Annotated in this window: 18 protein-coding genes; 6 read left to right on the top strand and 12 right to left on the bottom strand. The window is 40.1% G+C overall.

Annotation, left to right across the window (positions count from 1 at the left end; all coding sequences use genetic code 11):
- The first annotated feature begins 48 nt into the window (after nt 1–48).
- On the top strand, nt 49–927 hold the full coding sequence (locus PNIG_RS12040) for a flagellar protein MotY (protein WP_011328772.1): 879 nt from the start codon (nt 49–51) through the stop codon (nt 925–927).
- A gap of 10 nt (nt 928–937) precedes the next feature.
- On the opposite strand, the gene PNIG_RS12045 is transcribed toward PNIG_RS12040, so the two are convergent.
- Complete coding sequence (locus PNIG_RS12045) at nt 938–1,828, bottom strand: DMT family transporter (protein ID WP_089368576.1); 891 nt, start codon at nt 1,826–1,828, stop codon at nt 938–940.
- A 220-nt stretch (nt 1,829–2,048) separates the two neighbouring features.
- Between PNIG_RS12045 and PNIG_RS12050 the strand changes: the two genes are divergently transcribed.
- Entirely contained in the window at nt 2,049–3,251 is a 1,203-nt protein-coding gene (locus tag PNIG_RS12050; RefSeq protein ID WP_089368577.1) for an aromatic amino acid transport family protein, read from the top strand.
- A gap of 195 nt (nt 3,252–3,446) precedes the next feature.
- Complete coding sequence (locus PNIG_RS12055; RefSeq protein ID WP_089368578.1) at nt 3,447–3,812, top strand: hypothetical protein; 366 nt, start codon at nt 3,447–3,449, stop codon at nt 3,810–3,812.
- A gap of 73 nt (nt 3,813–3,885) precedes the next feature.
- On the opposite strand, the gene PNIG_RS12060 is transcribed toward PNIG_RS12055, so the two are convergent.
- Entirely contained in the window at nt 3,886–6,072 is a 2,187-nt protein-coding gene (locus PNIG_RS12060; protein WP_089368579.1) for a TonB-dependent receptor, read from the bottom strand.
- A 371-nt stretch (nt 6,073–6,443) separates the two neighbouring features.
- Between PNIG_RS12060 and PNIG_RS12065 the strand changes: the two genes are divergently transcribed.
- A complete protein-coding gene (locus PNIG_RS12065) occupies nt 6,444–7,034 on the top strand; it encodes a LuxR C-terminal-related transcriptional regulator (RefSeq protein ID WP_011328777.1) in 591 nt (196 codons plus the stop codon).
- On the opposite strand, the gene PNIG_RS12070 is transcribed toward PNIG_RS12065, so the two are convergent.
- From PNIG_RS12070 to PNIG_RS12095, 6 genes are read right to left on the bottom strand one after another with little or no spacing between them, the layout of a single operon-like run.
- Nucleotides 7,024–7,875 carry a hypothetical protein gene (locus PNIG_RS12070; protein WP_089368580.1) on the bottom strand — a complete coding sequence of 284 codons (852 nt, stop codon included), beginning with the start codon at nt 7,873–7,875 and terminating at the stop codon, nt 7,024–7,026. The two genes, PNIG_RS12065 and PNIG_RS12070, sit on opposite strands and share 11 nt — an antisense overlap.
- Nucleotides 7,865–10,270, bottom strand: coding sequence for a fimbria/pilus outer membrane usher protein (locus PNIG_RS12075; RefSeq protein ID WP_089368581.1), 2,406 nt, complete (start codon nt 10,268–10,270; stop codon nt 7,865–7,867). Before PNIG_RS12075 ends, PNIG_RS12070 begins: the two co-directional genes overlap by 11 nt.
- Before the next feature lie 5 nt (nt 10,271–10,275).
- Nucleotides 10,276–11,001, bottom strand: coding sequence for a fimbrial biogenesis chaperone (locus PNIG_RS12080; protein WP_244181038.1), 726 nt, complete (start codon nt 10,999–11,001; stop codon nt 10,276–10,278).
- Nucleotides 11,001–11,699 (bottom strand): fimbrial biogenesis chaperone, encoded by a 699-nt coding sequence (locus PNIG_RS12085; RefSeq protein WP_089368582.1) that lies wholly within the window; start codon nt 11,697–11,699, stop codon nt 11,001–11,003. Before PNIG_RS12085 ends, PNIG_RS12080 begins: the two co-directional genes overlap by 1 nt.
- Nucleotides 11,700–11,755: 56 nt before the next feature.
- On the bottom strand, nt 11,756–12,232 hold the full coding sequence (locus tag PNIG_RS12090; protein ID WP_089368583.1) for a hypothetical protein: 477 nt from the start codon (nt 12,230–12,232) through the stop codon (nt 11,756–11,758).
- Nucleotides 12,233–12,283: 51 nt separating this feature from the next.
- Nucleotides 12,284–12,754, bottom strand: coding sequence for a hypothetical protein (locus PNIG_RS12095; RefSeq protein ID WP_011328783.1), 471 nt, complete (start codon nt 12,752–12,754; stop codon nt 12,284–12,286).
- Between the two features lie 1,160 nt (nt 12,755–13,914).
- Here PNIG_RS12095 and PNIG_RS12100 point away from each other — a divergent pair.
- Both PNIG_RS12100 and PNIG_RS12105 read left to right on the top strand, forming a co-directional pair.
- Entirely contained in the window at nt 13,915–15,120 is a 1,206-nt protein-coding gene (locus PNIG_RS12100; protein ID WP_089368584.1) for an acetyl-CoA C-acyltransferase, read from the top strand.
- Between the two features lie 55 nt (nt 15,121–15,175).
- A complete protein-coding gene (locus PNIG_RS12105; protein WP_011328786.1) occupies nt 15,176–15,970 on the top strand; it encodes an SDR family oxidoreductase in 795 nt (264 codons plus the stop codon).
- A 205-nt stretch (nt 15,971–16,175) separates the two neighbouring features.
- On the opposite strand, the gene PNIG_RS12110 is transcribed toward PNIG_RS12105, so the two are convergent.
- From PNIG_RS12110 to PNIG_RS12125, 4 genes are read right to left on the bottom strand one after another with little or no spacing between them, the layout of a single operon-like run.
- Complete coding sequence (locus PNIG_RS12110) at nt 16,176–17,369, bottom strand: acyl-CoA dehydrogenase family protein (protein WP_011328787.1); 1,194 nt, start codon at nt 17,367–17,369, stop codon at nt 16,176–16,178.
- Nucleotides 17,370–17,393: 24 nt separating this feature from the next.
- Entirely contained in the window at nt 17,394–18,551 is a 1,158-nt protein-coding gene (locus PNIG_RS12115) for an acyl-CoA dehydrogenase family protein (RefSeq protein WP_089368585.1), read from the bottom strand.
- A gap of 21 nt (nt 18,552–18,572) precedes the next feature.
- Nucleotides 18,573–20,183 (bottom strand): FadD3 family acyl-CoA ligase, encoded by a 1,611-nt coding sequence (locus PNIG_RS12120; protein ID WP_089368975.1) that lies wholly within the window; start codon nt 20,181–20,183, stop codon nt 18,573–18,575.
- A 10-nt stretch (nt 20,184–20,193) separates the two neighbouring features.
- Nucleotides 20,194–21,918 carry an FAD-binding protein gene (locus PNIG_RS12125; protein ID WP_089368586.1) on the bottom strand — a complete coding sequence of 575 codons (1,725 nt, stop codon included), beginning with the start codon at nt 21,916–21,918 and terminating at the stop codon, nt 20,194–20,196.
- Between the last annotated feature and the right edge of the window lie 30 nt (nt 21,919–21,948).

The following is a 21,948-nucleotide window of genomic DNA, read 5'->3' on the forward strand; positions in this document are numbered from 1 at the left end:
GGTATTTTGCCAAATTATTGGCAATACTGATTTACTGGAGAATTCCCGATGAAGTTTAAGTTGTTATTTATTAGCCTTGGTATTACCAGCGCACTTTGCAGTTATAGCAGCTATGGTGCTATGCGCCAATACATTGCCGATCAAGACAACTCTAATTGGCAAGTAGTTAAAACCTCTCGTTTACAATGCCAGTTAAATCATGAAGTTCCATATTATGGCGAAGCCATATTTAATGTTAATGCAAGTAAAAACAAAGACCTTACTTTTAATTTAGATATGGTTGTGCGCCCTGATAATTACGCTATTGCGGGCTTAAAAGCAGTGCCACCAGCATGGCGAGCCGGTACGCCAGTTCGCGATATAGCTGACATGAAGTTACTTAAAAAGTTTGACGGCGAACTGGGTAATAAAACCGCATGGGAAATGCTCACCGAACTTGAAAAAGGTAATCAGCCTACTTTTTATTATCAAGACTGGCAAAATAGTGCCGATAAAATTGCCGTAGGCATGTCGGGGGTTAATTTTAAACAAGCCTATTGGGCCTTTTTACAATGCCGCGATGAATTACTGCCATATAGCTTTGAAGATATTTCGTTTACGGTAATGAACTATCAGTCTAACAGCAGTAAATTAACTAAATCTTCGCAGCAACGTTTAGATAAAATTGCTGAATACTTAAAAAATGATCCAAGTATTGAGTCAATTAATATAGCGTCTTATACCGATAGCTATGGCGGTCGATGGAATAACCTAGACCTTTCTAAAACACGCGCTAAAGCAATTAAAGATTATATGATTAGTTTAGGTGTTGATGAAACTAAAGTGCATACCGATGGGTTAGGTGAAAAACGTTTTGTAGACACTAACGATACTATTTTAGGGCGTAACAAAAACCGTAGATTAGTAATTCAAATAGCGAAAATATGATGCTTTAACATCATATTTTTTGCTTATTTCGATTAACTATTTGCTCGCCAAACTGAAACACACCTAAGCTTAGTAAAATAATAACCGCACCACTAATAAGCTCCTTGCTAAGCGGTTCATTATTAAGCCATGCGCCAAGCCCTAATGCAAAACTTGGGGTAATAAGCGTGGTAAGTGCAACAGTACTGGCATTTAAGTTTTGTAATACATGAAAATACGCCAGCGCTCCTAACAATGAGCCAAATACTCCTAAATAACCAATAGCCCATATTGATTTAGCACTCCAATTTTGTATATTTAATTCACCGTCTAGCAGCAACCAAGCAATAAAAAATAAAGGTGTTACAAACACCAGAGCACCAAATGTAGTTGCCATAGGATGAATAGCAATTTTAACCCGCTTGATCATCACTCCACTTAAACTAAAAAAACACACCGCTATAAACACATATAACAAACCAAGCCCCTGAGTTTGCGAGTGCTTAATTTGGTTATAGCTGACAAAATATAATCCGATTAGGGCACATGTCAGTGCGATTAGCTTAATTGCACTAAACTTAGGCTCGTTAAGGAGTTGCTGGGCAAGTAAGCCCGATAAAATAGGCGCTAAGCCAAACATTAATGAAATAATGCCTGAGGGCACTGTTTTAGCCGCCATATAACTAAGTAACATGCCACCAAAAATACCTATGCTAGAGTAAAAATAAAGTAAGCAGGCATTTTTATTCCACGGCACCCTAATACGCGTAATAGCTATAATTACAGCACCTAAAGTAAGCCCTACCAACATACGTAATAAAACCGCTAATGTTGGCGATACTGCATCGCTGCTCCACACTATACCTAATGGTGTGGTTGACCATATAAGAACCATTATAAAGTACGATACTTTAATTGGCACATGCCGCTCCTTAGCCATTAACAATAAAACTCAAAAAACTTCAAATAAACTATACGCTTAAAGCACATTTTTAATAGTTAATATTAATAAAAGATGCATTTAAATTACAGTTGTAAATAGATAATTACACTTTATTTTATTTCTTTTATAACAAAACTATTTAAGTTTTGGTTAACTAGTTATATCTTGCGTACCTCTCAAGATTGATCAGGATCATTAAGTGCTTAAAAATAAAACAATAGGTAGCATGTTAATTGTTGCAGGTACTACCATAGGTGCAGGTATGCTGGCCTTACCAATTGCATCAGCCGGACTAGGGTTTAGTACTGCGCTGACATTAATTGTCGGTTGTTGGTTATTAATGACCTACACTGCACTGCTAATGCTTGAGCTCCATCAATATGCTCCTCGCGATGCGACGCTAAATACCTTAGCTAAACTTTGGCTTGGCAAACGTGGACAATATGTAGCTAACTTTTCGGTGATATTTTTATTTTACGCTTTGTGTGCAGCTTATATTGCTGGTGGTGGCGCACAACTTCAAGATCGCATAAACACGGGGTTTAACGTGAGTATTGCACCGCAACTGGCCTCTGTTTTACTGGCGGTTTTAATTGCTGGTGTCGTAACTCTGGGTACCAGTAAGGTCGATAAATTTAATAGAGTGCTGTTTTCAATAAAAATTGTGGTACTTGCCAGCCTGTTTTATATGTTAACGCCTTATGTACATGGCCAACATTTACTTGAAATGCCAGTAGAGCAAGGCTTAATACTCTCGGCTATTCCGGTGGTATTTACCTCATTTGGCTTTCATGGCTCTATTCCTTCAATTGTTAAATACGTAGGATTAGACATAAAAACACTGCGTAAAGTAATGATAGCGGGTGCAACGCTACCGTTAAGTATTTATATTTTTTGGCAAATATTAAGCCAGGGTATTATGAATCAAAATGATTTGCTCAATAGCCAAGGTTTAAGTGGCTTTGTACAAAGCATGGCGAGCATTGCGCACAACCCAAACGTTGCCACTGCCGTCAAGTTATTTGCTGATCTTGCATTGGCCACTTCATTTTTGGGTGTAAGTTTAGGCTTGTTTGACTTTTTTGCCGACACTTTCAAAAAAGCAGATACAAAAGCGGATCGAATTAAAACGGCATTAATTACCTTTATACCTCCTCTTGGTTTTGCCATATTTTATCCGCAAGGGTTTATTATGGCGCTTGGCTACGCAGCGATTGCCTTGGTTATTTTGGCCGTTTTTTTACCTGTAGCTATGGTTTATAAGCAACGTAAAAGTACACAGAACACAGGTTATAAAGTACGCAGCGGTAATATTGGCTTAGCCATTGCGGCATTATGCGGTTTAACTATTATTAGTGCCCAAGGCCTACAAATGGCCGGATTAATACCCGCAATAGGCTAATTCTAATAACTCCCGAGCTCAATGCTCGGGGCTCAATAAACCGTAGTTACACCCAAGTATTGAGCCAATTTAAACAGCTTAGGGCAATCACTTTTATCCATTAATTTAAAATTTAATCGTTTTGTTACGGGTATGTTCATTTTCGTTACTTATAATGGTGTTAAATATTATTTTATATCGATGGAAAAATTACACATGAATAAATTAGCAGGTTTAGCATTATTAGGTACTTTACTTACATTAACCGCGTGTGAAGATGCCAAAGAGATCAAAGAAGACGCCAAAGACACCGGTGCTCAAGTACAGCAAGAGCTAGATAAAGCGTGGACTAAAGTAAAAGAAACCACTCACGAAATTAAACATGACGAGTCGCTAAATCAGTTATTACAGCAAAGTAAAGCAATGGGTTTAGATATGTACGATGACGGCAAAGAAGTTGCTGTTGATGCGTGGATAAAAAGTAAAGAAACGGCAGGCGACCTAACCGAAAAAACCAAACAAAAAGCACGTGAAATTGCCGAAGAAATTGAGCAAGCACGTAAAGATCTTAACAAAGATTAATTTTGCCCTACTAATATTAAAAAAGGTAAGCCGCGGCTTACCTTTTTTGTTTAAATGCGTTAGCTAAATTAGTTTACAGCTCGAAGTCTTTTTTGAACTTTAAACCAAATTCACTGCGGTCATTACTGCGCATAACGCCAACAAAACCAGTTTGTTGTAGGCGTCCTACATCGTACACTTCGTTTAATACGTTTTCACCATATAGCGTTACTTCCATATCGCCGTACGGGTTAGTGTAAGAAATATTAAAGCCAACTAACTCACGAGAATCAATTGTTTCGCTATAGTTAAATACTGACTGACCTTGCATTTCACTGCGGTACGAGTAGTTTGCATTAAAAGCCAGAGTGCCACCGTTATTTAAATCCATAAAATATGAAGGCGCAATCATCACAGTCCAGCGTGGTGTTAATGCAGGCGAATCGCCTTTACCAATTCCTTGTACGCCTGCTGCTACTTCACTAATTTCTGAATCTAAGTAACCCACTGCACTGCGAATAGTAAAGTCGTCAGTAATGGCTACTGTTGTTTCAAGCTCAATACCTTGCGCTTTTGATTGACCAGCATTTTCAACGATAGTTACAAAACCACCGCCCGAAGTAGGGTCTGAAAATGGCAGCGCTAAATCTGTGTAGTCAGTTACAAATACAGCCAACATCATAGATACATTTTCGTGTACTTGGCCTTTTAAGCCAATTTCGTAGTTAATTGCTTTTGTTTCATCAAATGATGAGAACTGATCAGGCCCGCCAAATGGACGCGGTGGAAAGCCACCTGTTTGGTAACCTTTTTGAACTTGACCATACACATTCATATTATTACTAAGCTGGTACGAAGCATTTATATCCCATGTCACAGCATCAAAGTCTGCAGATACATATTTACGTTCGGCAAAAGATGGAAAAATCGCATTCGCTTCTTTTTTATCTTTTGAGTAGCGCAGGCCACCACCAATGCTTAAATCGTCGGTTAAATCGTAGCCGGCATTAAAGTAAGCAGCATAAGAGTTGGTTTCTTGATTTATTTCGAAGAAACCAAAACTGTCTGGCGTATTGTATGGGCTAAATACAAAGTCTTCTGAACGGGTAAAGCCATCTTCATTAAAGAAGTACAAGCCAGATACAAAGTCCATGTTGTCAAACGTTGCGTTTAACTGAACTTCAAATGAGTATTGATCAGCACCACCTTGCTCTGGAAACTCAGATAAATTAAGCGCTGATGCATCATCATCTAAACCACCTTCATACTCAGAGGTGCGGTAGCTTGAGATAAACTTACTTGTATAAGTGTCGTTAATTGCCCAGTCAGCAGCAAATGAAGTACCCCAACCTGAGTAAGAAGTTGATTCAATACCCGCAACGGTTGTGCCTAAATCATCTGGATTTGCCGGAATTAACTCTGGTGTTAATAATGGGAAGTCGCCATTGTTCTGATCATTTGGATCAAGTGGTGCGGTAAGCTCAATTGTATAAGGCGATTGGCCCGATTCGTTATCAACGCCATCTAAAGAAAAAGTAAATGCAAGGTCGCTAGTTGCTTGGTATTTAAATGCAACACGGCCACTAAACTCTTGCTCTTCACCAATTTCCTTTTCTGGGTTAGCTAAATTAACTGCAGTACCCACCCCATCACGCTGCTTGTAAGACGCACTTGCCGACATACTCAAATCATCAGTTAATGCGTTATTAAAGTAAATATCGCCTGCTACACGACCTCGACTACCCACTTTTGCAGTCGTTGTTAAAATGCCTTCATCACCTGGTTGCTTGGTTATTACATTAACCGCGCCACCTAAAGTATTACGGCCATATAAAGTACCTTGAGGGCCACGTAATACTTCTACACGCTCAACATTCGGTAGCGATAAATTTGACCCCATTTGACGGCCTAAATACACACCATCTAAGTAAACCCCAACACCAGGATCGGTAGTAATAACATGATCTTGAAGGCCTATACCGCGAATAAACACAGATGCATGTGCAGAGTTACCCACGCCATAACGAGTAATATTTAAATTAGGTACATACTTACCAATATCTTCTAAATTACTCATATTGGCTTTATCAATGAGGTTTGCACCTATTGATGTAATTGCGGTTGGAGACTCAAATAAGCTTTCTGTACGTTTACGAGCGGTTACTTCTATTTTTTCAAACGCGTCTTGCTTTGCTGTTGTTTTGGTTTCTTCTGCATTTACTGAGGTAGTGAGTGCAGCAATAATTGCTAAGCTTAACGGTGAGAGGTTGCGTAATTTCAAAAATAATCTCCAAAGGGTATAGGTTTTGTTATGCGTTATATTTTTATAAAATATAAATTGTAGGCATAAAAAAAGATGCGTTGTAGCATCTTTCCTCTGGATGTAAATTATATGATATGTATCATTTTCTAATATTTTATTAATAAAAACCCTGCCGCGCCACAACTCCTCGCTAAAAGTTATTCAGTAAAACGCCATTCACCTTAAATTATTAAAATGAAGAGGTAAATAAACCCACAGAGCCTATTGCGTATACTACAATTAAACAAGCGATTTAAGTTAAATAACAAACGATTTGTACATTATTTCACCATTGATATTAACTGAACTTAGGAATATAGTATTAATACTTAAGTATATGGAATAAATTTATGGCAATTGAAAATATAACGAATAAACAGATAAAGTGTTTAAATACTTCCGGGTATACTTCTTTATTTTGTGTGGCGACACAATACAATATACTGCTGGTAAATTATCAAGCACTTAACGTTATCACTAACTATGAACTAATTAATCAGTTTATGTTAAAAAATGAGCACCAAGGGCTTGTTATTTTTGACGTGCCTAAAGACAGTGATGTTATTCCATTAAAAGAATGGCCTAACTTAAAGGGCTTATTTTATGCTAATACAGACGAAGCTCTTTTTCACCAAGGGTTAGAAGCGATTAATAAGGGAGAACTTTGGTTTCCTCGCGCAGTTACTGATTGTTGGATGAGGCAAATGCTGGCTAGCGAGCAACAAACAACACTGCAGTCGAATAACCTTACCTGTAAAGAAATTAAAGTTTTAAACTTACTGTTTTCAGGAATGCACTCCAGTGCTATTGCCGATAGCCTGTTTATCAGCGAAGCAACTGTGCGAGTTCATTTACATAAAGTGTATCAAAAAATTGCCGTTAAAAATAAGCAGCAAGCGCTTGCATGGTGTCAAAAAAACTTAAACAAAGTTAATAGTTAAGTGGGCTAATTTGAAACCTTATAGTATCTGTATACTCACCAGCGGCTTGCTCTTTAAAGTCAGCTAACTGTATTTTAAGTGGCAATAAAAACACAGTTTGCCCAGCGTATGAAAACGTTTTATTTGTATCTTGACTCAATCCTAACCAATTACCCGCCAAATCTAAATTATAATCTATCGCATATTGTTGCTGATACATACTGTGCACTAACTTACCTTTATTATCAGAGCTAACACGCAGCCGAACATCTGAATTAGTCACTACTTGCAGGCTAGGTAACATAGCGTATTCTTGCAGAGGTATTAACTCTCCTAAGTTAATGGTATTTGCAAAAGTATTATAACCAAGCACCGACAGGCTGGTTCTTGGGGCAATATCTGTTTCAATGTCAAGTTGACGCTCATCGAGCAGCTGATTATTTTGATCATAAAGTTTTATTTGCAATCTATCTGTGTATAACCCTGCCTTTACCGGTGTACCCGATGGGATCAAAAGTTCAACTTCAGCCGCTGACTCTACTAGTTGTAAACGACTAATTGATGAGCTGACTAATTGCTGAGTATCGCTGCGAAATTGATAAGCAATACTTTGAAAAGCGCCTTTTAGCTGCGCTTGGTTTTCACTGGTTAGTATAATATGTAGCTGGCACTGTTCGTCATTTATTACATTAATGCGCAGCTGCTTTTTTGCATCTACTTTTTGTAATGCATGGTACTGATCAAAGTCATCAAATAAGTGGTCAATATTATTTAACCTTGCATCACACTGTGCGTAGCTAATATAAGGTAAAAGTAATAAAGCTAAGCCGCTAATAAAGGTAACCGTTTGTTTAGTGTACATAAATCTTTCCTTTTCTTTGTAGTTGCTCACCTTCTTTTACATCTAAAATAAATTGCGATTTTTCGCTATTATTTAATGTCACTTCATAGCTACAAGGGGTAAGCCCAGTTAATGCAAAACGACCCGATTTATTTGTAAAAAACTTATGTTCTTTTTCAGTATTATCTGAACATACAGCAACACCCACTTGTAATGCTAACGGCTGTTGTTGTTGATCTAGTAAAGTGGCGATAACCGATATATTTGCAGCAGTACCAATCATTACACTATACCCACTGCGATAAGAGGGGAAAAACACCACTAAACCCGCCCCAATATCATACCCAGGCTCCAAATCTTCTACATCTACTGAAATAGCCGAATTATCGTATGAGCTAATATCATGTAATAAAATAGTATCAAAATCTGCATTGTTTGCTCTGTATTGATCTTTGTATTGGCCCAAGGTTATTTTTTTATCTTTTAGGCTCGAGTGGGGTTTAATTAAAGCAAAGCTGTCGTATATAGGCTTACCTATTGCCCAATCATCTTCTGCAAATGCTACGCTGGATGCAAAACTAACCCGACTTTGATGATAAGCTGAACTTGCATTTAATTGCTCATAAAAGCTAGCATGGTCTAAACTAGCTAAGAACCGGTTGCCATTATATTGTGTGTTTAAGTCAAATAATGCTTCATTTTGGTCATTATGTTCAATTCCCGTTCTTAAACTAAAGGCACCTACATAACGTTGATTAGCATCTTGGGTATACTCTAAACGTGTTTTGTTTCTACGTGATTGGTGAGATAACTTTAAACGTCGATCATTACTAAACTTATAGGTTAAAGAGAGCCTAATTCCCCACTCTGCATTATCTGCTATTTCATCCCATTGAGCGCCTAGGCTATAACGCCAACGGTTGTTACTTAAATCACCAGATAAACTTAACCCTACTGATTTATCAAACTGAGCTTCATTATGTGCTCTTGATAGGTTGGCAAAAAAAGAAGTACGTAAAGTAGGGCTATTAAAAAAGCTATAGTTTGCCTGAATAAAGTGTTCTCGTAGTCGAGCACTACCTTGTAGATCAGGTCGATAGCCTACAGCACGGAAGTTTTCAGTAGAGTACTCATAACCAAAACTAATATCTTGTGGTAATTCACTTCTGTCTGTAAAGCTACTATATACCAATCGGTAAGCGTGTCCTGTTTCGTCGCCAAAACTCACTGCATTTTCAAATGCAAATTGGCCAATATTGGCAGCATAAATACTTTTAAAGCCTGCTTGTTGTATAAATTCATCTGCCTGCGCTGTAAAGCCAATAGTCCAACTAGGCGATACCCCATAATCAAGATAGGTACTTATCAATGGGCTGTCATTATCGTAATTTAGCTGATCGGTTAATGTCGATGGCACTCCAATATGAATCTCATATTCTAGCTGTCCCTCTGCAAATAAATCTAAGCCCGTGGTTACATCAAAATTAACGTATCGTACTACCCCTGCAATATCAGTGATCCGCAAACTTATATTATTACTTCCCTCATTCAACGGTATATCATCTAATGAATATATGCCTGCAGTTAAATTTAATCGCTTTACAATCCTATCGTCAACCAATACTTCTACAGAAGATGGGCTTTCTAAAGTAAAGCTTCTAGAGGCACTGGGTCTTATTGGCCTATCGGATACTAGCGAGAAGTCATGAGCAAGTGAAATCCCCAAAATACGTGATGTAGATTGAAAGTAACTTCCTGAGCTGTAGTTATCGCCTATTGATACACGCATGCCTTTTAACGGTAAGTCATGCACTAAGCGTGTGCCTAAACGTTTAACATTTGATGATGTTGCCTCAACATCTGATAAGTACTCAAGTTCATTTTCTACTACCCAGCCCCCCCAATTCATCACCATTTCAGCACGAAAGGCTAGCTGTTTGTCTGTCGTATCTGTATTGTTATTTTGTTGATATAAGTAGCTAGAATACAGGTTAACAAAGCCACTTAAATTAGCCACTTCTGAAGCTTTTAGTCGCCTAGAGTCTGATTTTAAACTTAATGTTTGCGGGCGGGTTAAATTAAGAGGGGCATTTATTTTTAAACTAAAATCGCTTAGGTCAAAGTTAACCACAAAGCCAAACTTTTCTAATGCTTGCTTGCTAAGCAAACCATCAACAACCTTAGCTTTTAATATGGCAAGGCCTTCAGGGTATAACACTTCCTTTAATACTGTTTCAACTTCGTTCCACTTAAGTAATAAATTATCACCTGGCTCCACAGCAAGTGTTACTCTGCCAATATCTGTTTTATTAAGCTCAGCCTCAACACTTAGCTCAATGGTTCGGTTAGATGGATTTATTTTTGCTAGGCTTACTTGAGTGAATACAATTAATAATAAACAAATAAATATACGCATATTTATTACCTCATCAATTCTAAGCGTAAGCTTTTAAAACTATCCTCTTTTATCGATTTTGGTTTAGGTATTTTTATATAGTGGCTACTATTAGGTGCAAAAAACACGTCATACCCTTGTGCCTTTAATTGCTGCTTTAAAATGCGCTCTATTAATACTCCAGAACTTTCATCAGTTAACTTGATCTCATAATCACTTAATCGACTCGCACCTGGGCCTTTATTTATTATATTTACCATAATGTCTGTTCCCTCAATATGAGACTCTCCAACGGCTAAATCTGCTGTTAACTGTGGTTGATCTACATGCACAATTAAGTTCACATTAAGCAGCATGGTTAATTGCGATGCTTTGTCTGCTAAGTGAGCGTTTAATGGTTGCTCAATCAAGCTAACTTGGTAACTTTTATCTGTGGTTGGCAGTACTTTATCTAGCCATCTAAATTGAATACGCTGACTTTGCCCCGCTTGTAAAAATAATGACGGCGGAAACACCCACAATGGCGAATCTTCTAACGGCACTAGTTGTGGTTCATCTTGTGTAAATTGAATTTCGTATACCTGTATATCAAAGGCAATATCACGTGGTAACTGGTTATGTATTAAACTAGATGCACCATTTGACACGCCATTTGGTGAAAAAGTAACTACCATGGGCGTTACTTCTAAAGCGTAGGCGGGCAAAGCTAACATTACAAATAATAATAAGTAATAATTCAGCAGCCTACACATTAAAACAGCACCTCTAACTCACTTTGCTCTGCATTAAATTGCGCTGGTATTTTTATTGTTACTTCTCGACTTGAGTTAGGTAAAAGCAGCTTTCCACTTAACGCTTTACTTAAGCTTTCTCCTTCAAGCACAAATTCTTCATTATTACCCTTAATTACCCACTGTGCTTGCGATAAGCGAATATATTTATTGCCGGTATTTTCTAATAATACTTTCCACTCACCAGTTGCTGCTTGTGCTTTACTTTTAATCATTAACTTGGCTTCTGCTCCTTGCGGAACCACATTAAGTAACGTTCTAAAGCTCAAGCTCATACCAACACCTGATGTATTATCATCTTGTAAATTAACTTTTACTTGATCAATCATTAAACGATAAGCTTTTGAAGCGGAAAGTACAGGCTCACCAATATACCTAACAATAACTGACTGGCTTTTTCCTGCAGGAATAATAGTTGTCATAGGTATAATTAAAAAGTCATCTTCATTTTCACGTAACGACTCATCTCCTTGATCCGTTATTAATAAATCATATGCTGTAATTTCAATAGTTAAAGGATTTACTGATGTATTTGCTATGCGTATTGTTTGTTGCGATTGGCTCCCCATAGGTTGTACCTCTGCAACCATAGGTTGTACTTGAAAAGACAATGCCGAGTAAGAAGCTGTAAATAAAATAAAAATTATAAATAAACGCATAAAATTCCCTCTAAATAATAAAAAGGCAGTTAAAAACTGCCTTTTAAAGTGACGAATTAATTAGCTGTTATACCTAATGTAAGCGTATCTGCATACGTCCCTGACCATGTAGGTGTTTGTGTAACTGTAACTAAAATTGTCCCCGCTAGACCACCTGCAGCAAGTGCAGCTGTGCCTGCTTGGCTTTGAGATGCTGACTGATCATTAGCACCATCATCTGCAGTTAAAGTAAACGCAAATGGGCCTGCACTTAATGCTGCAGTATAACCAACGCCCATATCTTCATTATCTGAATTTTGTAAATGCCCTTCAGAAGTTGTTAGCGATATTGTTGCGCCGTCTACATCATTACACTGAAGATTAAAATTAACTGTAGCACTATTACCCAGAGCTAGAGCTGGAAAATATTTAACAGTCTCTGTGTTACTAACTCCACACACAGACTGTACAGCCGCGCCTAAGTTTATGCTGTCTGCTAGTGCTGCACCTGATGTAAGTGCTGCGATTGCTGATAATACGATTAACTTTTTCATTGTTATATTCCTTTTCCATGTGACATATGTTTATGTTTAATAATTAATGGTTTACCGCACACCACCAGAGACTGCAGATGGCGTCATTTCTATGCGAATAACATCCTGGTAATTTCCTGCATAAATTAAAGGGTCTACTAGCTCTAACTGTAGTTTTGCTACACTGTTAAATAAAATTTTATCAACATTAAATGTTTGTGATACTGTTAGGGTCTGTGACGAAACAGACATACTTTGATTAGCATCTGCAATTGACAAGTTAACGTTATAAGCATTTAAGTGAGTACCCTGCTGGTGGCGCAAACCACCGTTTTCTGACAGCATAGATACCCGCATAGGTGAGTTACAATTAATTGCTAACTCTGTATTAGCGAAGCCATCTGAAGAAATAATTAAGTTTTTATTTTCTGCCGTGAACTCACATTTAGGTGAAATGTACCCAACTAAAGTAAGTGCTACTTCATCGTTGCTATATGCATTACATGCAAAGCAACATAATAAATAACCTAGATATTTTTTCATTATTGCCATTTCCTTTGAGCAACTTCGGTAAGACGATTTAATCTTAAGATAAAATAACGGTTTAGTGAGTTTTCATTTGCTTACTTATCAAACAATCCTGCAATTAAATGTAATAGTATTAGTACTTAATTTTTATAAATATGCGTACTAAACAATTCACAAGCCTCAACGACCCATAAATTAAAAACCGTTTTAATGGTGTGTAAAATATGTGTTTATAATTTATAAACAACGTAAAACTAGGTAAACAAAAAATAAACTGTCTTTATTTGATCCTAATAACTTTTATAAACTCTATTAGCTAAACATAATTAAATACCTCGTTCACTTTTCATTCATTTCATGTGTTTTTTTAGCCTGTTTAATTAATAAAAAACAACTTTCCCACTTAAAAAATTCTTTTTAATTAGAGCCTGTTTACCATCTAAGGTTTAATTTTTAGCAATTTGCTTGGCTTTTAGGTTAGACAGAGCCTATGTAATGTCGTTATTCCCCACAAACTAGGTGATATCGACGTATAAATGCCAAACACACGCTGATCGAGTAGTTTTGCCAAGGGTGATGAACTATTTTTATCTACATGGGTATAGGTGAGCGGCGGAAGCTTTGCTCGTTTTTACTTATTTTTACTTGGTTTTAAGCTAGTAGAATAAGGGAAAAACAGTTACCGAGCATACTAGGTTACAAATTTCGCACCGCGATTAAAGCCCCCTAGAGTGAAAAAGGTTCAACCATGAACGGTCAATATACCCTAACTACTTTCAATAAATTGCAGGAACCACAACGTAAATTCATTAAAATTAATTCCGTTTGTAACTGTTTCCCTTTCTAAAATCCGCGGCAAATATTGTCTTGCTTTACTCATCACTATTAAAGCTAAACTCGCCCAATAAGCGAATTAATAAGCAGTACAAACCAATTACTAATTCTCTTTATTTTACTAATTAGTTATTGCCTACCTCAAATGGTCGATGTTCACAGTGACGCGATAAGGGTTAATGTAGATATGGAAAACTCTATTTTTACCCGTGGTAATAATTGCAATTAATCTGACTAATTTAACCAATACACACGTGTTATTGCAGCAACTCAGCATTATTACCTAGCTAAAATTTAACCGTAAGAGTGCCTTTGCACTTCAAAATAAAAAAGGAATAATCATGCGCGAAGCAGTTATAGTTTCTACCGCCAGAACGCCTATGGGCAAAGCCTTTCGTGGTGCCTTTAACGATACCGAAGCGCCTGCATTATCAGGTCATACAGTTGAGCAAGCCGTTAAACGCGCGGGTATTGATGGTGCTGAGGTTGATGATGTGATCATTGGTTGTGCAGCCCAGCAAGGTACTCAAGGCTATAACTTGGGCCGTTTAACAGCGACCGCTGCAGGCCTACCTAATAGCGTGCCGGGTATGACTCTTGACCGTCAGTGTTCATCTGGATTAATGAGTATAGGTTTTGCGGCGCAAAATATTATGCTTGGTTCAATGGATATTGTGGTTGCCGGTGGCGTTGAATCTATTTCTATGGTGCAAAACAAACACAAAAATACTTATCGTAATATTTCAAAAAAAGTACTGTCGCATTCAGAGCATGCCTATATGCAGATGATCGAAACGGCTGAAGTGGTTGCTAAGCGCTACAACATTTCACGTTTAGCGCAAGATGAGTACAGCTTACAGTCGCAACTGCGTATTGCTGCGGCGCAAAAAAACAACCTGTTTGATGACGAAATTGTGCCAATGGCATCTACTAAATCAGTATTTAACCGCGAAACCAAAGAAGTGACCTTTGAGGACGTATTACTAGCTAAAGATGAAGGCAACCGCCCTTCTACAACTCTTGAGAGCCTACAAAGCTTAGAACCGGTGTGGAAAGATGGTCGCGTTATTTCACAAGGTGAATTTATTACAGCAGGTAATGCAAGTCAGTTATCTGACGGCGCATCAGCCTGCGTGGTAATGGACTCACAATTAGCGGCGCAAAAAGGCTTAGCGCCAATGGGTGTGTTTCGTGGTATGGCGGTTGCAGGTTGCGATCCCGATGAAATGGGTATTGGCCCTGTGTATGCTATTCCTAAGCTATTAAAACAACATGGTTTATCAATTGATGATATTGGTTTGTGGGAAATTAACGAAGCGTTTGCGTGTCAGCTTATTTATTCGCGCGACTACCTAGGTATTGATAACAATAAACTTAACGTTAATGGCGGCGCTATCGCCATTGGCCATCCCTTTGGTATGAGTGGTGCGCGTATGGTGGGCCATGCCCTTATTGAAGGCAAGCGTCGCGGTGTTAAATATGTTGTGGTGAGCATGTGTATTGGCGGTGGCATGGGTGCTGCGGGTTTATTTGAGGTATGCCTGTAAGGCAACCTTAATTTGCACAGCAACATGTTAGTCTAATTTAAGTAAGGAGATATTAATGTCTATACTCGATAGATTTCGCCTCGATGGCCAAGTCGCTATTGTTACCGGCTCAGGGCGTGGCATAGGTGCTGCCATAGCACTGGCATTAGCCGATGCGGGTGCCGATATTGTAGTCACTGCCAGAACCATCGAAGATATTGAACAAACAGCAGCGCAAATACGCCAACGCGGCAGCCGCGCTTTAGTCGTTGCGTGCGATGTACTTGATGAGCAACAACGACAGTCATTAGTTGATAAAACAATTGAGCATTTTGGTCGACTCGATATTTTAGTCAATAACGTCGGTGGCTCAGGCGCAATTAAGCCTACACTTAGCAGCAGCGCAGCAGAGTTAGAAAATTGCTTTAAGCTCAATACCGCTACCGCGTTTGATTTGTCACGTATTAGTGCCCCGCACATGGTAAATACCAGTGGCCAAGGCAGTATTATTAATATTTCATCGGTAGCTGGGCAGTTAGCTCAGCCCGGCTTTATCAGTTACGGCATCGCCAAAGCGGCATTAAATTTTATGACGCTTAATTTAGCGCAAGATTTTGCACCTAAAGTGCGCGTTAATGCAATTAGCGTAGGCTCAACCCTTACCGAAGCACTTAAAGGCGTAATGAATGATGAAATGGAGCAGGCTATTGTTAAACGTACACCTATGAATCGCTTAGGTCAGCCTGAAGATGTAGCGGCTTGTGCGCTATTTTTAGCCTCGCCCGCGGCGGGCTATATCACTGGTGAAATTTTTGGTGTTAATGGGGGGCTAACCGACGCGCCAATGCCTATGCCTCGCAGCAGTTTTTAACGTCCTTACTGTATTCAAATAAAGCCCGCTGATTAAGCGGGCTTAGCTTTACAGCCCTTCTTACTCTTTAGTTAATTTTTGAACTCACAGCCTTCGCTAAAAATAACCCCACCAGCCCAGTCGTAATGAGCAATAAAATAAGTAACCTGATGTGCTGGTTAAGCGATTTTTTATCCGTTACATCAGGTTAAGTAATACAATTATTTTATGCGGTTATTTTAGGCTCTTTGGGCATACCTAAGCCACGTTCAGCAATAATGTTACGTTGTATTTCGTTAGTGCCACCATAAATGGTATCTGAGCGAACAAACAAATACATAGCCTGTAAACGGGTTAATGTATAAGGGCCTGACTCTAGTATTTCGGCTTCGGGACCAAGTACATCCATTGCCAGTTCGCCTAAATCACGGTGCCATGTTGCCCAAAATAACTTATAGATCAGCGCTTCTTTTTGTAAGCCGCCATCACCTGTATCTGAGAGCATACGCATACTGTTGTAGCGCATTATTTTAAGCCCTATATGAGCGTCAGCAATGCGTTGGCGAATAGTTGGATTTTGGCTTTTACCATTGGCTTTGGCTATATCAATAATTTGATTAAGCTCATTTTGAAACTGCATTTGCTGACCTAAGGTCGACACGCCACGCTCAAAATTAAGTAAACCCATAGCAATAGCCCAGCCTTCACCTGGTTGCCCTACAATATCGTCGGCATCACATTCGGCTTGATCAAAAAATACCTCATTAAACTCAGAGGTGCCGGTAAGCTGCCTTATGCCACGCACTTCAATACCTGGCTGATCCATTTTCATTAAGAAAAAGCCTAGCCCTTTGTGAGCGCTAGAATTTGGGTTAGTACGCGCTATAACAAAAATATAGTCAGATTCATGCGCAAGCGATGTCCACACTTTTTGCCCGCTAATAATCCACTTACCTTTGGCTTCGTCAAAATGTGCCTTGGTATTAACATTAGCTAAGTCTGAGCCTGCACCAGGCTCAGAATAACCTTGGCACCAAAGTGCGGTTCCGGCTGCAATGCCTGGCAAGTATTTTTGTTTTTGCGCTTCACTACCAAAGGCAATTAACGTTGGCCCAGCAAGCCCTTCACCTATATGCCCAACACGACCCGGCGCACCGGCGCGAGCATATTCTTCATTAAAAATAACTTGCTGCTCAATAGAGCACCCTCGGCCACCATATTCTTTAGGCCAACCAATGCAGGTCCAACCTCCTTGCGCGAGCTTTTGTTCCCACTTTTTACGCTCCAGAGGAAACATGTGTTCATCCCCTGGGCCACCGCGAAATTTAAGCTGCTCAAATTCACCCACTAAATTCTCAAAGAGCCAAAGTGCCACTTCGGCGCGAAATTTTTCGTCTTCATCACTAAAACTTAATTTCATCTGTTTTACCTTTTTAGCAGCCGTTTAATCTAATAACAATGTTGCGACGTGTTCACGATGATAAGCTGCATCACCTAAAAATAACTCAGACGATTTAGCTCGTTTAAAATATAAGTGCACGTCATATTCCCAGGTAAACCCTACTCCACCATGAAGCTGCAGCGCATCTCCGGCATTTTTAAAGTAGCCTTCTGAGCAATACGACTTAGCTACGCTGGCTGCTTCGCCTAACTCATCGGCCAACAAACCACCACTGAGCGCCTCCTCTGCTACGCACGCAGCGTAATAAACGGCTGAGCGCGCCACCTCGGTACGCAGCATCATATCTGCCGCTTGGTGTTTAACTGCTTGAAAACCCGCTATAGGCCTACCAAACTGCACTCGCTCTTTGGTGTACTCTACAGTTAAATCTAATACTTGTTGCGAGCCACCTACTTGCTCTGCTGCAATGGCTATAGCAGCTAGTTGCAACACTTTATTTAGCTGTGGCCAAGCATTATTTTCCTCGCCCATTAATTGGCTGCTGCTCACTCGCACATTATCAAACACTATTTCTGCCTGTTTACGTGTTTGATCCATAGTTGGCAACCAAGTGCGCTTTACTCCAGGGGTGTCTGAGTCTATTGCAAATAAACTTATTCCTTGCTCGCCCTCACTGCCTTCACTACGTGCGGCAACTATTAATAATTGCGCCGTGTGGCCATCTAGTACATAACGATATGTGCCATTAAGTACATAATCATCGCCCTGTGCAGTTACAATGCCTTGCACTGCTGTTGCGTCCCACTGGCCATTTTTACTGGTATAGGCAAGCGTAGCGGTTAAACTACCTTCACATATTTGCGTTAAATATTGTTGCTTTTGCTCATCAGTGCCGGCAACTATTAAGGCATTACTGGCTAAACACACGGTTGAAAAAAACGGCGAACATAATAAATAACGTCCCATTTGCTCCAGCATAACCACCAAATCTACATAGCCTAGTCCCATGCCGCCATATTCTTCCGGTATATGAATTGCCTGCCAGTACATTTCTTCGCAAATACGTTGCCATATTTGTGGATCAAAGCCTTGCTCAGTGTCCATTGCGCTGCGTATTGCATTCGATGACGATACTTCAGCTAAGAAGGCTTGCGCAGTATCGCGGATCATTTTCTGCTCTTCGGTAAATGAAAATTCCAAATGTTTGCTCCTTCTAAAATTTTACTGTTGCAAAAAATGCTTTATCAGTTCTGCTTTAACTACTTTGTTAGAAGCATTTACTGGCATTGCGTCAATTATTTTGATTTTTCTGGGTACTCGATAATTTGCCATGCGCTCACGACACCAAGTCATTAACGTTGCCTCATCAAGTTCTGCTGATGATTTTAAAGTAATAAATGCACAGCCAACTTCTCCCATGCGCTCATCTTTAATTCCTACCACTGCAACTTGTGCAATAGCGCTGTGCTCAATAAGTACTGCCTCTATTTCTGCCGGATAACAATTAAATCCGCCCGAAATGTACATATCTTTTAGTCTGTCGGTAATGCTTAAATAGCCATTTTTATCTAAATGCCCAACATCGCCGGTGTGCAGCCAATTGTCTTTATCTATGGTTTCGGCGGTGGCTTGTGGTTGCTCAAAATACCCTTTCATTACATGAAAACCACGAATACAAATTTCGCCAGTTTCATTAGCACCGAGTATTTCACCCTGCTCAGACATTATTGCTATTTCGGTGCCTTCAATTGCGCGGCCACTGGTACTGGCTATGGTGGCAACGTCGGTATCAATGCCACAAATACTTGCTAAACCACCGCACTCAGTTAATCCATAGGCTGTGGTTACCACTTTAAAACCTAATAACTCACGCATTCGCTCTATTAAAATAGGCGGAATAGTTGCAGCGCCAGTAACGGCTATGCGCAGGCTACTTAAGTTAGCGCTTGCCAACTGTGGATGAGCAAGCAATGATAAATAAAGTGTTGGTGGCCCAGGTAATACGGTTATTTTATCTTGGCTAATTCGGGCAAGTACATCATCGGCGTCAAACACTGCTTGTGGTAAAATAGTCGCGCCTGCTAATAAACAACTTACCCATCCGGCTTTATAACCAAAGGCATGAAAAAACGGATTAACCACTAAATAGCGATCGCCAGGTACTATGCCTAAGGTTTTTACAAATACGCTAAACGCTTTAATTATTGCCCCATGGCGGCTCATAACACCTTTGGGTTTGCCTGTAGTGCCAGAGGTAAACATAAGATCAGACAGATTATCTGCACCAACCCCTAAGGCAATTTCACGGGCACTGCGCTCATCTATGCTGTCTTTTCTGGCTAAAAAGCTTTGCCAATCACAACAAATATCAAGTGGCTCCCCTTTACGTGGGGTTAAGGTTACAATCGACAGTTGCTGTGGAGTGAATAATTTTGCCAATTCGCCGGGGTAGTCACTTTTTAAAAAGTCACCAACACTAAACACTAACTTTGCGCCACTGCGATTAATAATTTCAGCCGCTTCAACTGCTTTCATACGGGTATTGATAGGTACTAACACTGCTCCGGCCATTTGCAAACCAATCGCGGCAAGCACCCAGCGCCCAGAGTTTGCTCCCCAAATAGCCACGCGATCGCCCGGTTTTATTCCAAAAGCAATAAGTGCACGGCTAACATTTAAACTCTCAGTAGGTAAGTCTTGATAGGTTATTTTTGCTTCGCCATCTTCAATGGCAATAAGTTGTCCATGGCGCTTTGCAGCAGCAAACACTAATTTAGGAATACTATCCACTTCGCTGCTAATGCCAGGGTCTAATGAATTATTGATCGTCATATGCAATTCTCTAGTCATTGGCTTCTGCGCCGCGGTTAGCTGTAATGTGATTAGCCGCAACGTAACCAAAGGTCATAGCTGGGCCAATTGTTGCACCCGCGCCTGGGTAACTTGTGCCCATAACTGAGGAGGAACTATTACCTATGGCATAGAGTCCTGCAATGGGCTCACCCGATGGGCGTACCACTTGGGCATACTCATTAGTAAGCAAGCCACCTTTAGTGCCAATATCGCCCGGATGAATTTTTAATGCGTAATAAGGGCCTTTTGTTAGCGGTGCTAAACAAGGATTAGGTTTTACTTTAGTGTCGCCGTAATAACGGTCAAACACATTACCGCCACGGTCAAAGTCTTCATCTACACCCGTTGCTGCGTAGTGGTTCATCTTTTGTACTGTTTGTGCTAATCCATCAGCATCAATATTAACTAGTTTTGCCAGCTCTGCTAAGCTATCGGCTTTAAAATAAACCGAGCCTAACCAGGCTTTGGGCGCTCTGCTATCTGGCATAATTTTGCCAGGCATCAGTGGTCCCATAGCGTACTCATGGCGAAAATGGCCATCAAAAACCACCCAAGCAGGAATAGAATTACCCATTTTTTGATGATTACGATACATAGCATCACCAAATTCTAAATAAGGCGCTGCTTCGTTAAAAAACCGTTGCCCTGCACCATCAACAACAATAGCACCAGGAAAGGCTCGCTCGGCAAATAAACCACGAGCGTTGCGCTCTTTAGGTACATTTAAGGTAGGTGTCCACCAGCACCAATCAAGTAAATCGGTGGCTGCGCCTAGTTTTTGCCCCGCTTCTAATGCCGCGCCTGTGTTACCGCCTTTAGGTGTTGCACTCCAGCTTTGTTGTGACGGTGCCGGTAAATATTTTTCACGTAATGCTTGATTTTGCTCAAAGCCACCACTGCCCATTATTACGCCATAACGCGCATTTAATGTAAGTTCTTGGCCATCACGTAGCACTTTAATACCGGTCACTTTGTCGTTATTAATAACAAAGTCGGTAAACTCTGTACCGCGCCATAATGGAATATTACGATCGCATAACGAGTGGCGCAGTGATGCCACTAAACTCGCGCCTAACCCTGCTCTGCGATCGCGGCGTCCTTTTTTACGCTGCTTAAAGTCCAATTTATAACGTAGCATTAAACCAATTATCATCAGCATCCAGCCGCGCTCCTTCGACACTGCTTTATGTGCTTGGCGCGCAGTCCACGACATTTTCCCCATCAGTAATGCATTACCGGCAGCAGGCTGTTGGTTATCCATTTCATCGCCCAGCCCTGTGGTATCGTATAGCTCTGGATCCATACTACGCCCACCCGGTAATGAGCCTTCAAGGTGTTGATAGTAATCGGGGTATTTATCGGCAACCGCAAATTTAACGCGGCTATTAGCTTGCAGCTCGCGCAGCATTTTTGGTGCATTATCTAAATAGGCACGAATACGCGTCTCATCAACACTGCCTTGGCTGGCCGCTTTAATATAAGTGAGCGCTGCTTCGTAGCTGTCTTTGCCGCCAAGTGCACGAAATTCATCGTTATTTGGGATCCAAATACCACCTCCAGATATTGCAGAGGTGCCTCCGTATTTATCGGTTTTTTCAACAATAAGTACTGAGTTACCCTGATCGGCGGCAAACAGTGCTGCAGTCATTGCACCGGCTCCCGAACCGACAACAATTACATCGTAATTTTTTTCAACATCATTGGCTGTGGTCATCTACCTTCTCCTGTTCAATTATTTTTATTC

This window comes from Pseudoalteromonas nigrifaciens, from assembly GCF_002221505.1.
Lineage (GTDB): Bacteria > Pseudomonadota > Gammaproteobacteria > Enterobacterales > Alteromonadaceae > Pseudoalteromonas > Pseudoalteromonas nigrifaciens.

What these genes read in the sequence shown, in the direction of transcription:
- PNIG_RS12040 (WP_011328772.1), top strand. Translation starts at nt 49, where the DNA reads ATGAAGTTTAAGTTGTTATTTATTAGCCTTGGTATTACCAGCGCACTT.
- PNIG_RS12055 (WP_089368578.1), top strand. Translation starts at nt 3,447, where the DNA reads ATGAATAAATTAGCAGGTTTAGCATTATTAGGTACTTTACTTACATTA.
- PNIG_RS12065 (WP_011328777.1), top strand. Translation starts at nt 6,444, where the DNA reads ATGGCAATTGAAAATATAACGAATAAACAGATAAAGTGTTTAAATACT.
- PNIG_RS12070 (WP_089368580.1), bottom strand. Translation starts at nt 7,875, where the DNA reads ATGTACACTAAACAAACGGTTACCTTTATTAGCGGCTTAGCTTTATTA.
- PNIG_RS12075 (WP_089368581.1), bottom strand. Translation starts at nt 10,270, where the DNA reads ATGCGTATATTTATTTGTTTATTATTAATTGTATTCACTCAAGTAAGC.
- PNIG_RS12080 (WP_244181038.1), bottom strand. Translation starts at nt 11,001, where the DNA reads ATGTGTAGGCTGCTGAATTATTACTTATTATTATTTGTAATGTTAGCT.
- PNIG_RS12085 (WP_089368582.1), bottom strand. Translation starts at nt 11,699, where the DNA reads ATGCGTTTATTTATAATTTTTATTTTATTTACAGCTTCTTACTCGGCA.
- PNIG_RS12090 (WP_089368583.1), bottom strand. Translation starts at nt 12,232, where the DNA reads ATGAAAAAGTTAATCGTATTATCAGCAATCGCAGCACTTACATCAGGT.
- PNIG_RS12095 (WP_011328783.1), bottom strand. Translation starts at nt 12,754, where the DNA reads ATGAAAAAATATCTAGGTTATTTATTATGTTGCTTTGCATGTAATGCA.
- PNIG_RS12100 (WP_089368584.1), top strand. Translation starts at nt 13,915, where the DNA reads ATGCGCGAAGCAGTTATAGTTTCTACCGCCAGAACGCCTATGGGCAAA.
- PNIG_RS12105 (WP_011328786.1), top strand. Translation starts at nt 15,176, where the DNA reads ATGTCTATACTCGATAGATTTCGCCTCGATGGCCAAGTCGCTATTGTT.
- PNIG_RS12110 (WP_011328787.1), bottom strand. Translation starts at nt 17,369, where the DNA reads ATGAAATTAAGTTTTAGTGATGAAGACGAAAAATTTCGCGCCGAAGTG.
- PNIG_RS12120 (WP_089368975.1), bottom strand. Translation starts at nt 20,183, where the DNA reads ATGACGATCAATAATTCATTAGACCCTGGCATTAGCAGCGAAGTGGAT.
- PNIG_RS12125 (WP_089368586.1), bottom strand. Translation starts at nt 21,918, where the DNA reads ATGACCACAGCCAATGATGTTGAAAAAAATTACGATGTAATTGTTGTC.